The 13300-nt window shown below is 63.6% G+C and carries 11 protein-coding genes; 10 read left to right on the top strand and 1 reads right to left on the bottom strand.

The features are described 5' to 3' along the window. The first annotated feature begins 515 nt into the window (after positions 1-515). From DEM26_RS07935 to DEM26_RS07895, 9 genes are all read left to right on the top strand, one after another. Entirely contained in the window at positions 516-1595 is a 1080-nt protein-coding gene (locus DEM26_RS07935; RefSeq protein ID WP_109172107.1) for a LacI family DNA-binding transcriptional regulator, read from the top strand. A gap of 30 nt (positions 1596-1625) precedes the next feature. Next, on the top strand, positions 1626-2987 hold the full coding sequence (locus DEM26_RS07930; RefSeq protein ID WP_109172106.1) for an ABC transporter substrate-binding protein: 1362 nt from the start codon (positions 1626-1628) through the stop codon (positions 2985-2987). An 81-nt stretch (positions 2988-3068) separates the two neighbouring features. After that, on the top strand, positions 3069-4304 hold the full coding sequence (locus DEM26_RS07925) for a carbohydrate ABC transporter permease (protein ID WP_109172105.1): 1236 nt from the start codon (positions 3069-3071) through the stop codon (positions 4302-4304). After that, entirely contained in the window at positions 4301-5515 is a 1215-nt protein-coding gene (locus DEM26_RS07920) for a carbohydrate ABC transporter permease (RefSeq protein ID WP_088718381.1), read from the top strand. The genes DEM26_RS07925 and DEM26_RS07920 overlap by 4 nt, the downstream gene beginning before the upstream one ends. Before the next feature lie 3 nt (positions 5516-5518). After that, entirely contained in the window at positions 5519-6787 is a 1269-nt protein-coding gene (locus tag DEM26_RS07915) for an MGH1-like glycoside hydrolase domain-containing protein (RefSeq protein WP_233243052.1), read from the top strand. Position 6788: 1 nt separating this feature from the next. Then, positions 6789-7832, top strand: coding sequence for an ABC transporter ATP-binding protein (locus DEM26_RS07910; protein WP_109172104.1), 1044 nt, complete (start codon positions 6789-6791; stop codon positions 7830-7832). A 426-nt stretch (positions 7833-8258) separates the two neighbouring features. Beyond that, the gene (locus DEM26_RS07905; protein WP_088718383.1) at positions 8259-9254 is read left to right on the top strand and encodes an ABC transporter substrate-binding protein; all 996 of its coding nucleotides are present in this window, start codon (positions 8259-8261) and stop codon (positions 9252-9254) included. A gap of 114 nt (positions 9255-9368) precedes the next feature. Continuing rightward, positions 9369-10412, top strand: coding sequence for an ABC transporter permease (locus DEM26_RS07900; protein WP_075777045.1), 1044 nt, complete (start codon positions 9369-9371; stop codon positions 10410-10412). Positions 10413-10422: 10 nt separating this feature from the next. Continuing rightward, positions 10423-11472, top strand: a complete 1050-nt coding sequence (locus tag DEM26_RS07895; RefSeq protein ID WP_109172103.1) for a quaternary amine ABC transporter ATP-binding protein — start codon at positions 10423-10425, stop codon at positions 11470-11472. Positions 11473-11613: 141 nt separating this feature from the next. On the opposite strand, the gene DEM26_RS07890 is transcribed toward DEM26_RS07895, so the two are convergent. After that, complete coding sequence (locus DEM26_RS07890; protein ID WP_075777047.1) at positions 11614-12030, bottom strand: universal stress protein; 417 nt, start codon at positions 12028-12030, stop codon at positions 11614-11616. A gap of 595 nt (positions 12031-12625) precedes the next feature. On the opposite strand from DEM26_RS07890, the gene DEM26_RS07885 reads away from it, so the two are divergent. Next, positions 12626-13285, top strand: a complete 660-nt coding sequence (locus DEM26_RS07885; RefSeq protein ID WP_088723276.1) for a response regulator transcription factor — start codon at positions 12626-12628, stop codon at positions 13283-13285. Positions 13286-13300: the final 15 nt, after the last annotated feature.

Here is a 13300-nt window from a genome sequence, read left to right as displayed (position 1 = left end):
CAATTCCTTTTCGCTGAAGGCTGATGCTGGTCAGTCCTTGAGGAAACTGTTCGAAAATCTCGGGGGCGCGCTGGACTACCCTGTAAAACAACGGCCCGGAGCCGGGTTTGGTTCAGCCGCAAGGAGGAGAAAGCGGGGACACGCGACGTTATCCTTTAGGTTTAAGATTGCCTTGTAGGCACCTGAAAGTGCATGGTTTTGTGTGATTGGATCTGCACAGCTTTCCGACCTCAACACCAAGCTGTGATCGCTGGCTGGCGCATCGGTTCCGCGGTCAGCTTTCCTCATCGACGAAAGGCAGGCACGTGAGCGGAACCTGCGTCGGCATTCCCTCACTTTAAAGTCGCCTCATAGTTCTTTGGTTTTGAATGATTTCTCGAAATCGGCGCGCCCCCAACCGAAATGATCCGCGACCGCGACGCCGCAGTGCGGCACACGGCGACTTGAGGCTGAAATCGCGCTTCGAAACCGGTTTCGGCTTTACGAAATCGGTTTCGGTGACCTAGTCTCTCGCCATGGAGGAGATTCGCGACACCGATAAGAAACCGTCCGAGCCGGCACCGCGCCGGGTTCGGATCTCTGACCTTGCGCAGGCGCTGGGGCTGACCAAGAGCACCGTGTCGCGCGCGCTCAACAACTATTCCGACATCTCGCCCGAAACCCGCGAACGCGTGGCGCGGGTGGCAGCCGAGATGGGCTACGCGCCGATGCCCTATGCGCAGGCGGTGCGTACGGGGCGGGTGCGGGCGCTGGGGCTGGTGCTCGAACTGGACGCACCGGACCGCTACGGCCCGTTCCTTACGGATTTTCTGGGCGGGATCACGCAGGAAGCCTCGCTGGAAGGCTGGACCCTGACGATCGCCTCGTCGAATTCGCGCGAGGAGATGGAGGACACGGTCACGCGGCTTCTGCAGGAGCACAAGGTCGATGGTTTCATCCTGCCGCGAACGCAGGTCGTCGACCCGAGGGTGAAATTCCTGCAATCGAAACATGTGCCCTTCGTTCTGTTCGGCCGCACCGGTCACGGCAAGCCCGATCCGGGCCTGTCGTGGTTCGACGTCGATGGCGAGGGGGCGATGCGCGCCGCCGTCGCGCGTCTGGCGGGTTTCGGCCATCGCCGCATCGCCTTTGCCGGGTCGCATACGAGCTACAATTTCGCGCTGTTGCGCCGAGACGGCTACCGAAAGGGGCTGGAAGAGGCCGGATTGCCCTTCGATCCCGCGCTCGAGGTGATGGAGGTCTCGAACCGCGCGGAAGGGGCAGAGGCCGCGCGCCAGTTGCTCGATCTGGCCGAGCCCGCGACGGCGATCGTCTACTCCACCGACGCGACGGCGCTCGGCGCCTATGACGTGGCGCGCGAGCGGGGGCTGACGATCGGGCGCGATCTGTCGGTCATCTCCTATGACGGCATTCCCGAGGGCCGGATGGTCGATCCGCCCCTCACGACATTCGCAGTCGACAGTCAGCATGCGGGCGCGCGTCTCGCGTCGCTGCTGATCGCGCAGCTCCGTGGTGCGCCGCCCGGTGAGCTGACGGAATTGGTGGCGGCGCAACTGGAACCGGGAGGCTCCGACGGGCCGCCCGTCGACCCATAAGAGTAACGCAATCTACCGGGAGGAAAGTAAATGAAATCGATACTTGGACATAAAACGGCGATGCTGATGGGCTCGACCGTGCTTGCGCTGATGGCGGGCGCCGTCGCGGTGCAGGCGCAGACGATCAAGTTCTGGACCACCGAGGAACAGCCCGAGCGTCTGGCCAAGCAGCAGCAGATGGCCGACGACTTCAAGGCCAAGACCGGCATCACCGTCGACGTGATCCCGGTCACCGAAAGCGACCTGAACCAGCGCGCGACCGCAGCCTTCGCGGCGGGAGACCTGCCCGACGTGATCTACACGCCGCTGCAGAACGTGCTGCCCTGGACCGATGCGGGCATTCTCGACACGCTGGCGAGCTCGGACGTGGTCGACAAGCTCGATCCGGCGACCTTCGCCCCCGGCGCGCTGAAGATGGTCGAGACCGATGGCGATTACGCCGCGGTGCCGGTCGATGGCTGGACGCAGATGATCCTTTACCGCAAGGATCTGTTCGACAAGGCGGGCCTCGCGCCGCCGACCGATTTCAAATCGATCGAGGCCGCGCTCGACAAGCTCAACGATCCGCCGAGCATGTATGGTTTCGTCGCCGCGACCAAGGTCGACGACAACTACATGAGCCAGATCCTCGAGCAGATCTTCCTCGCCAACGGCGTCTCGCCGGTGGGGCCGGACGGCTTCAAGCCGCTCGACGAGAAGAAGACGGTCGAAGTGCTGAACTTCTACAAGAAGCTGGCCGATGCCTCCCCGCCCGGCGAGAACTACTGGAAGCAGTCGCGCGAGCTGTATTTCGCGGGCAAGGCGGCGATGATCATGTGGTCGCCCTTCATCCTCGACGAACTGGCCGGCCTGCGTGACAGCGCTCCGCCGATGATCAACGATGACCCGACCTCGACCGAGCTGTCGAAGGATACCGGCGTCGTGACCAACCTCGCGGGCCCGTCGAATCCCGATGGTGCGAGCTGGGCGGACCTGCGTTACTTCACCATCACCGCCGACGCCGACACCGATGCGGCCGAGAAATTCGTCGATTACTCGATGAATGACGGCTACGAGCAGACGCTGTCGATCGCGCCCGAGGGCAAGTTCCCGACCCGTCGCGGCACCGACGCGGATCCGGAGAAGTTCACCAAGCTCTGGGCGACCCTGCCGGTGGGCGTGGATCGCAAGGCGCCGCTCAAGGATCTCTACGATCCGGCCGTGGTCGACGAGATCACCAAGGGTCTCGACACTGCACAGCGCTGGGGCGTGAAAGACGGGCAGCTCGCGCTGGCCTCGAAGATGCTCAACAGCCAGGTCATCAACCGGGTTGTGCGCGACTTCATCGACGGCAACATCTCGGCCGAGGATGCGGTCGCGAAGATGAACGACGAGCTGGGCAAGATCAACTGATCCGATCTCTGGCCGGGGCAGGGCGGTCGCGCCTTGCCCCGGGGTCGAAGCCCGCTCTGACTGCATGGATTGGAGACTGTCATGACCGACATATCGCCGCCCAAGGGGCGCGGCGCGCTTGCCCGTCGCGAAGCGCGTCTCGCCTGGGGCCTGCTGTTCCCGACCATCGCGATCGTGGCGCTCGTCGTGATCGTGCCGCTGCTGGCGATCTTCTGGATCTCCGTGAAGCCGGTGACGTTGGGCGATCTGCGTCCGGCCGAGATCCGCACGCGGGTGGCGCTGCGCGAGCGGGGCGATCAGCCGCTTCTCGAGTTGCGCGTGATCAATCCGTCGGGCGAGCAGGAGATGACCAAGGCGGGGTTGAATGTGACCCTGCCCGAGGGCGTGACGCTGACCGGCGATCTCCCTCAGGGCTGCGCGATGGACGGGCAGGACCTGTCTTGCGATTTCGGCACGCTCGAACCCGGCGCGAACGAACGCTTTCGCGTCGATGCGCAGGTTAGCGGGGACACCCGCGAGGCCGAGCGCGCGATGCGTGACGCCGAGGTCACGGCGACCGGTCACGTCTCGAACGTCCTGACGAATTCCACCTTCACGCTCGAGAACTTCCGCCGGCTCTTTTCGGGCAGCGAGTTCTGGAGCGTTCTGGGCATCACGCTGTTCTACACGGTCTTCGGCACGCTGGGCGCGCTGGTCGTGGGGCTGTTCGCGGCGCTGCTGCTCAACAAGAGCTTCCGCGGGCAGGGCATTCTGCGCGGGCTTTACCTGTTTCCCTATGTGGCCCCGGTGATCGCGGTGGCCTTCACCTGGATCACGCTCTTCGATCCCTATTCCGGCTCCGCCAACGCGCTGCTGGTGCAGATGGGCGTGAGCGAAGGCGCGATCAACTTCTTCGGGGCCAAGCCGCTCGCGCTGATCATGGTGACGGTGTTCGAGATCTGGCGCTATTTCCCGCTCTCGTTCCTTTTCATCCTCGCGCGGATGCAGAGCATCGACACGGATATGTACGAGGCGGCGGATATGGACGGGGCCTCGCCGTTCCAGAAATTCTGGTATCTCTCGATGCCGCAGCTGCTGGGGATCCTCTCGGTCCTGTTCCTGCTGCGCTTCATCTGGACCTTCAACAAGTTCGACGACATCTTCCTGCTCACCGGCGGCAATGCCGGCACGCGGGTCCTGACGGTCAATGTCTACGAACAGGCTTTCGCGGTGTCGAATATCGGTGCGGGAGCCGCGGTCGCCGTGGTGATCTTCGCCTGCCTTCTCGTCTTCTCGGGGCTGTTCTTCCGCACCATGAGCCGGGAGGAAGGGCTATGAAAATCCTGCACAAAGGCTATCTCGCCGGACCGATCATCGGAGCGCTCTGGGCGCTGGTCATGTCGGTCACGCTGGGGGTCGCGATTTCCTTCGCCACCGGGGCTGCGGCCAAGCCCGCTCTGATCGGCTCGCTGATCCTCGGGCTTGCGACCGGGTTTGCCCGCGTGCGCATCGCCAATCGCTGGGCTGCGGATGCGGTGGCGGTGGTCGTGGCGCTGGTGCTGATGGCCATCGGCCTCGGCGCGCTGCAATTCGACGAAAGCTTCAACTTTGTCTGGCGCTTCGTCCTCAGCGTTGTGCTCGCGGGCACGGTGTCGATCCCGCTCAACTCGATCCTGCGCGAGCTGCAATTCGGCGCGCTCACCCGCCACCAGTTCGAGGATGCGGTGATCCGCTTCCTGACCGGTTTCGGCTACATCTTCTTCACCGCGATCGTGGTCATCCCGTTCTACGTGATGGTCATGACCTCGATGAAGTCGCAGCAGCAGCTGATGCTCAACCCGCTCGATTTCTCGATCGACCTGAGCCGGGGCTGGCACCTGTTCGACAGCTATTACGAGCTGATGACGCGGTTCCATTTCGGCCGCTACCTCTGGACGAGCTTCTATGTCTCGGTGCTGACCGTGCTGCTGACGCTGCTGTTCTCGGTGCCCGGCGCCTATGCGGTGGCGCGGCTGCGCTTCCGTGGGCAGAAAGTGTTCTCGCGCGGTATCCTGCTGATTTACATGGTGCCGATGATCGTGCTCGCGCTGCCGATCTACATCGCCTACTCGATGGTGGGTCTGCGCAACTCGATCCTCGGGATCGTGATGATCTATCCGGTCACCACTATTCCCGTCGCGCTCTACATGCTGCAGGGCTATTTCCGCGGCCTCCCCGTCGAGGTCGAGGAGGCGGGGCTGATGGACGGGCTCTCGCGGCTCAAGGTGATCTGGAAGATCACGCTGCCGCTGGCGCTGCCCGCGATGGCCTCGGTCGGGCTCTATGTCTTCATGATCGCGTGGAACGAGTTCCTGCTCGCCTTCATGCTGCTCGACGATCCCAGCAAATTCACCCTCACGCGAGGCATCGCCTCGCTCAACTCCTCCGAGATCCCGCGCCAGCACCTGATGGCGGGCGCCGTCATCGCGACGGTGCCGATCATGGCGCTGTTCCTCGGGCTCGAACGTTTCATGACCCGCGGCCTGACGGCCGGCGCGGTGAAAGGATAAGACATGATGACCGAAACTGTGGCCGCCACCGATTTCTCCGACCGGGACGCTGCGGCGCGCGAAATCCTCACGCAGAACGACCGGGGCGGCTACACCGTGCCGACCGATGGCCTCTATCCCTACCAGTGGAACTGGGACAGCGCCTTTGCGAGTCTCGGTTTCGCCGAATTCGACCTGGACCGCGCCTGGCAGGAAATCGAGACGCTGTTCACCGGGCAATGGGACAGCGGCATGGTCCCCCATATCATCTTCCACAAACCCGATCCGGGCTATTTCCCCGGTCCCGACGTCTGGGGTTGCAACGGGCCGATCGCGTCCTCGGGCATCACCCAGCCGCCCGTGGCACTCAGCTTCGCGACGCGGCTTCTGGCGGCCGATCCGGAGGCGGGGAAAGCTCGCTTCGCGGCCCTTTATCCGAAGATGCGCAAATGGGCGGAGTGGTTCCTGAAATGGCGCCGTGACGAGAAGGGCGCGATCTTCGTGATCCATCCATGGGAATCCGGCCGCGACAATGCGCCGGACTGGGACGACGCGATGAGCAAGATCGACCCGCAGGACGTGGGCTATTACGAGCGCCGCGACACCCAGCATGTCGACGCCTCGATGCGCCCGACGAAATACGATTACGACCGCTATATCTGGCTGGTGCAGCGCGCCAAGGCGCTGGATTGGGACGATGCCAAGGTCGCCGAGGACAACCCGTTCAAGGTGGCCGATCCGACCATGCATTTCATCCTGATGCGGGGCCTGCGCGACCTTCTGGCGGCAGGTGAGGCGCAGGATCTCGATACCGGCGACATGGCCGCGCAGCTGGCCGAACTGGAGGCCGGTGCTCAGGCGCTGTGGAACCCCGGCATGGGCTTCTACGACAGCTACAACTGCAACAACGGCATCTGGTCGAACGCGCTGAGCAACGCCTCCTTCCTGTGCTGGTTCGGCGGGCTCGACGCGCCGCAGATGGAGCAACACCTCGCCCGCGTGCTAGATGCCGCGCCCTATGGCGTGCCCTCGCTCGCGCCGTTCGATCCGCGCTTCGACGCGAAGCGCTACTGGCGCGGCCCGACCTGGGGGATGATGAACATGATGATCGGCGAGGGCGCCTCGGAACGGGGCGTCGCGCTTGGCGAAGAGGTCCGCAAGCGCACTCGCGAGGTGATCGGGCGCTACGGTTTCGTCGAGTATTTCGACCCGATGACGGGCGCGGCTGCGGGCGGCAAGGCATTCACCTGGACGGCGGCCGTCTGGCTCGCCTGGGCCGGCAAGGAGGGCTGACATGGGGTCGATCACGTTAAACGGTGTCGAGAAATGGTTCGGCGAGGTGCAGGTCATCAAGGGGATCGACCTCGAGATCAAGGATGGCGAATTCGTCGTCTTCGTGGGCCCGTCCGGCTGCGGCAAGTCCACGCTTCTGCGGATGATCGGCGGGCTCGAGGATACCTCGCGCGGGGCGATCGAGATCGACGGCGCGAACGTCACCGATCAGCCGCCCTCGAAACGCGGCCTCGCGATGGTGTTCCAGTCCTACGCGCTCTACCCGCATATGTCGGTGGCCGAGAATATGGGCTTCTCGCTCAAGATGGCCGGGGCGCCGCAGGGCGAATGGCGCGCCAAGGTCGACGAGGCTGCGGACATCCTGAAACTGCAGAGCTTCCTCGACCGGCGGCCCAAGGACCTGTCTGGCGGCCAGCGTCAGCGCGTGGCAATCGGGCGCTCGATCGTGCGCGACCCGACCGCGTTCCTTTTCGACGAGCCGCTGTCGAACCTCGATGCGGCGCTGCGCGTGGAGATGCGGCTTGAGATCGCGCGGCTGCACCGCAATCTCAAGCGCACGATGATCTACGTCACCCATGACCAGGTCGAGGCGATGACGCTGGCGGACCGGATCGTGGTGCTGGAATATGGCAAGCTCGCGCAGGTCGGCACCCCGCGCGAGCTCTACGAGAAGCCCGCGAACCTGTTCGTGGCGCAATTCATCGGCAGCCCGAAGATGAACGTGATGCCCTGCGCGGTCACGGATGGTCGCTACAGCCTCGAAGGCGGGCGCGGCGGGGCCTGTCCCGCGCCGCAGACCACGCAGCTTGGTATCCGGCCCGAGCATATCTCGCTCGTGGCCGAGGGCGAGGGGCAATGCGACGGTCGCGTCGATGTGGTGGAATTCCTGGGCGCCGATACGTTCATCCTGTTCGATTGCGGACCGCTGGGCGCGATCAATGTGCGCGTCGCGGGCGATACCGACCTGCGCCCGGGCGATGTCTCTGGGTTGGCCTTCGAGGCCGACCGCACGGTGTTCTTCGACGCCGACGGCATGGCGGTCTGAAACCGCGCGCCCGGGCGCGCGTCCCGGGCCGCAGGGCAGGGCGCAGGCCTTAGCTCGCCGTTCAAAGGCACCGAAATCGGCAGTCCGGTGCCTTTTGGCGATCGGGCTGTTGTACTGGCGGAAGGTCGGGCAAGCGGCGGCGTTTACATAATTTTTCTCAATAATCATTGGGTTCCGTGACGCTTTTCTCAAATTAATGTTACCGGCGGACGATTGCTGATCGGGGCCGTGGAGGCTAGGTTTTGCGGCAATCGTCGAGCGGGCGCATTCGCGTGCATTGCGCAACCTGATGGTCGACGATGGGCCGAGACGCTCCTCCGGGTGAGAAAACACGCCCGTGCGGGGAGGTCAGGCGGTCTCATCACGCGCAAAGCGAATGCGGTCCGACAACGATCGCAAACAATCCAACGGATGAGAGGAAAACACATGCGGAAGACGACACTTCTCGCGGTCGCCGGTGCGACTGCAATTGTGACCGGTTTTGCAGCTCAGACCGGGACTGCCCGCGCTGCCGAGCAGTGCGGCGACATCTCGATCGCCCAGATGAACTGGGCCGCTGCCGAGGTCACCACCAACATCGCGAAATTCATGCTGGACCAAGGCTACGGCTGTAACACCAGCCTGGTCAAATCCGACACCATCCCGGCCATCACCTCGATCGCCGAAAACGGCCGCCCCGACGTCGTCACCAACCTGTGGCTGAACTCGGCCGGCGACGCCTACAAGAAGCTCGAGAGCGAAGGCAAGATCAAGCGCGTCGCCAAGACGCTCCAGCCGGGCGGCGTCGAAGGCTGGTGGATCCCCACCTACCTCGCCAAGGAGCACCCCGAGCTGAAGACCATCGAGGGCGTGATGGCGCACCCCGACTGGGTCGGCGGCACGTTCAACAACTGCCCGGACGGCTGGGGTTGCCGCGTCGTGAGCGACAACCTGATCAAGGCGCTCGACCTCAAGAGCTCGGGCATCGAGGTGTTCAACCACGGCTCCGGCCAGACGCTCGCTTCGTCGATCGGTTCGGCCTTCGCCGACAAGAAGCCGTGGTTCGGCTACTACTGGGGCCCGACCGTGGTCATGGGCAACTATGACATGACCCGCGTCAAGCTTGGTGACTACGACAAGGCCAAGTTCGACAAGCTCCAGAACAAGGACACCAAGGATCCGCAGGTTTCCGACTTCCCGGCAGCGCCCGTGCTGACCTCGGTGACGAGCGACTTCGCGAAGACCCACCCGGCCGAGACCGAGTTCTTCTCGAAGATGAGCTTCAAGACCGACACCATGTCGAAACTGCTCGCGTGGCAGGACGAGAACAAGGCGTCGGGTGAAGAGACCGCGGTCTACTTCATCAAGAACTACCAGGACACCTGGAAGAACTGGCTCAACGCAGACGCCCAGAAGAAGCTTTCGAAGCTGATCGGCGGATGATCGTGACGCGCGCTTGATGCGCACACCTTGGACGGGGCCGAGGCAGGCCCCGTCCTTTTTCGATCCATCACGCAACAACATGGGGCGGGTCCTCCCCAATGACCCGGAAAACCAATGGCAGCTTACGAGAATTTCTTTAACGCCGTGGGGCTGAAGGACTGGTGCTCGGCTGGCGGTGACGGTGGCGGCGGCATGACGTCGATGGCCGACCTGATCGCACAGACCGACGGCACCACGACGCAAGGCCCCTCCCTGTGGAACTGGCCCTTTCCCTCGCTCGACGCCCTCAACAAGGCCTGCGCGGCGATCCCGCCCTCGCGCGACGTGACGCAGGGCCTCGAAGACGGATTTCTCGCGATCCGTGGCGGTCTGCGTGCCGTCGTCGACCCGCTGACCCAGCCGCTGAGCTGGGCGCTGCGCGACATGCTCTGGATCATGACCAACACGCCGTGGTGGCTGATGGTGCCGATCCTGATGCTGATCACCTGGCTGGTAACGCGGTCCTGGAGACTTGTGGTCTTCGTGCTGGTCTCGATCGCCTTCCTCGCCTTCATCAACCATTACGACGCGGCGATGCAGACGCTGGCGATCATCTTCGTCTGTGCGTTCATATGCGTTCTCTTCGGCGTGCCCATAGGTATCGCGATGTCGCGGAGCGACAGGCTCCAGCGCACCGTGATCCCGATCCTCGACATGCTGCAGACGCTGCCGCCCTTCGTCTACCTGATCCCGCTGATCTTCCTGTTCTCGGTGACCGAGCCGAAGCTCTACGGTATCGCGATCATCCTCTACGCGATCGTGCCCGTGGTGCGCCTGACCGATCTCGGCATCCGACTGGTCGATCCCGACGTGATCGAGGCAGCCGACGCCTTCGGCATGACCAAGCGCCAGAAGCTGTTCGGCGTGCAGATCCCGCTCGCGCTGCCCAACATCATGGCCGGCGTGAACCAGACGATCATGATGAGCCTCGCCATGGTGGTGATCGCTTCGCTCGTCTCGGCCCCGGGTCTGGGCGTGCTCGTGCTGCGCGGTATCCGGTCGCTCGAACTGGGTGTTGGTCTCGTGGCGGGCTTCGGCATCGTGATCATCGCGATCCTGCTCGACCGCGTGACGAAAGCCTCGCTGGCGCGGATCGACACCAGCAAGAGCGGCAAGTGAGGAGACAGGCATGACCAAGGAAATCAAGGTCTCGATCCGACACCTCTACAAGATCTTCGGGTCGGATCCGCAAGCGGCGCTGGAAGACGTGAAGGCAGGCATGGGCAAGCCGGAACTGCTCGAGAAGCGCAACCACGTGCTCGGGCTCAGCGACATCAACGTGGACATGAAAGAGGGTGAGATCACCGTCATCATGGGGCTTTCGGGCTCGGGTAAATCCACGCTGATCCGGCACCTCAACCGGCTCATCGAGCCGACCGCGGGGGAGGTTCTCGTCAATGGCGAGAACATCCTCGACTATAACGAGGCGCAGCTGCGCAAGCTGCGGCGCGAGCGGATGTCGATGGTGTTCCAGAAATTCGCCCTTCTGCCCCACCGCACGGTGGCGGAGAACACGGCGATGGCGCTGGCCACCCGCGGCTTTCTGGCCTCGGACTATGTCGCGGAGGCCGAGAAATGGCTCGACCGTGTCGGGCTCGGGGGCTACGGGGACCACCACCCGCACCAGCTCTCGGGCGGGATGCAGCAGCGCGTGGGGATCGCCCGGGCGCTGGCGTCGAACTCGGACATCATGCTGATGGACGAAGCCTTCTCGGCGCTCGATCCGCTGATCCGGACCGACATGCAGGACCTGCTGCTCGAGCTTCAGGCCGAGCTGCACAAGACCATCATCTTCATCACCCACGATCTGGACGAGGCGCTCAAGCTCGCCGATCACCTGGTGATCCTGAATGACGGTCGGGTGGTCCAGCAGGGCGAACCGCAGGAGATCCTTCTCAACCCGGCGGATCCCTACATCGAGGACTTCGTGGCCGACATCAACCGCGCCCGCGTGCTGCGCGTGCGCTCGGTGATGGAGCGTGGCGCGCCGGAAGGCGAAATGTCGGGCGATATCGACGGCAACGACAACCTCGAGAGCGTCATCGCCAAGGCGGAAGGGGCGCTCGACCGCCGCTACCGCGTGATGATGGGGGGCGAGCCGGTGGGCAGCCTCACCATGCCCTCGATCATGCGCGCGCTGGTGCCCGCGCAATCCTCGGGCGAAACCGCCAAGAGGTAAGAAGAAAGGGATCCGCCCCTGTATTGGGGCGGGTCCGACCCGCCGCGCGACAGGCGCGGGCTTTTCCCAAATATAAGCGTGGGATGCCGCAGGAGCGGGGTGCGCGCTGCCCGGTGTGCTGTCGCATCCCGGGCCGTGTCCTTAGCTGCGCACGACGTAGACCGAGCACTCCGCATGGGTCACGACATGCGACGCCGTGGTGCCCAGCAGATAGTCCTTCACCTTCGGGTTGGCGGCTTCCATCACGATGAGGTCCACCTTGCGCTCGTCCGCCAGCTTGACGATCTGACGATGCACGGCGCCCTTGCGCACGACCATCTCGATCTCGGGCACCCCGCTGGCGGGATTGTCGTTGACGAACTTGCGCAGCTGCTGGCCCCAATAGGTATCGGAGTTGTAGATGTTGAGATTACGCTCGATCTCGGGCGCGATCGTCGCGACGATCAGCTTGGCTTGGCGCCGCCGCGCCATCTCGACGGCTTCCATGTAAGCATGATGTTCGACCTGGGCGTGGCGCAGGTTGATGGGGCAGAGGATGAGCTTTGTCTGGCGTGCCATGATGGCCTCCGGGAAGTTCGAGGCGGAAAATGAACCTCGTGGCGACCGGGCGCGTACCCGGATTGAAACAGCCTCGCCCCTACGACGAATTCCGGAGCTCGAAATGGGCATAAGCGTCACTCCGATGTCGCGCAGCGACATAGGCGCCCGCAAAGAGCGCCACAGTGCATTCAGGCCCCGTGCGTATCGCCGCGAAGGCCTCGCAACGACGCTGCCGCGCGAGCATGCGGGAAGGAGGCTTTCACACGCGTCCGTGCACAGTCTCTTTTGGGCCTCGCTTTCGACGTGTGTTTTGACGCGATGGGGCTGGTTTCGGACGAGTTGCCTCAACGAGAAATCGCGACGATAGCAGGGGAACTCGGTTGAGTTTCGGGAATTAATACAACCATAACGATAGTCACAAAATCTTCAGGCGATAACGCGCCGAGAGCCATGAAACGAACTTTGCCAACAATATCCGAACCTTCGCGAAAGTCGGCGGCAGGTTCCCGCTGAGCGCTCGAAAAGACCGTCAGTCGTGATGGAACTAACCCGCAAAGCACCTGTTAACGGACCGTAAATTCGCTGTTAACCGAAGTGAGCGGGAGAACTCAACATGGCCAACTTCACGAACGCAACCGAAACCCCCCGTGTTCTGTTCATCGACGACAACGCCATTCTCGCGGATGCTGTGGAGCGGAGCTTCGCTGCGGATGGAAGCATCGCGGTTGTCAGCGAATGCAAAGATGTTCCCTCCGCATTGACCTCGAAGGACGTCCCGATGGAGACCTGCGACGTGGTCGTGTTCGACCCGAGCCAGACCTCTGCGGACCCTGCCGAGACCCTGAGCGCCGTCCGCGAGGCCGCCGGTCCGGTCGCCGCAATCGCCTACCTGCCGGAAACTGCACTCGAGATCGCGCGCCAGTGTCTCCAGTCGGATTACGACGGCGTCGTTTCCCGCAGCGGCAATATCGAAATGCTCATCGACGCGGTTTTCTCGGTCTCCATGGGAAGTCTGTATGTCGACGGGTGCTATGCCGAAGCGCGCAGCGATTCCAGCGCGCCCATTCTGGTCGGCACCGAAGCCCTCACCAGCCGGGAGCGGGAGGTCGTGCGCGGGCTCGTCGACGGCAAGAGCTGTCGCGCGATCGGAAACGACCTTCTGATCAGCGGCAAGACCGTCGAGACGCATAAGTACCGCGCCCTGTCAAAGATGGGTCTCACATGCGCGCGCGAGCTCGAAACCTTTGCGCGCCGCAACGCCTGGGCCGTGTAACCGGGTCTAGTGGAA

Source organism: Thioclava sp. NG1, assembly GCF_003122275.1.
GTDB classification, from domain to species: domain Bacteria; phylum Pseudomonadota; class Alphaproteobacteria; order Rhodobacterales; family Rhodobacteraceae; genus Thioclava; species Thioclava nitratireducens.
This window is presented reverse-complemented; position numbering and strand designations above follow the sequence as displayed.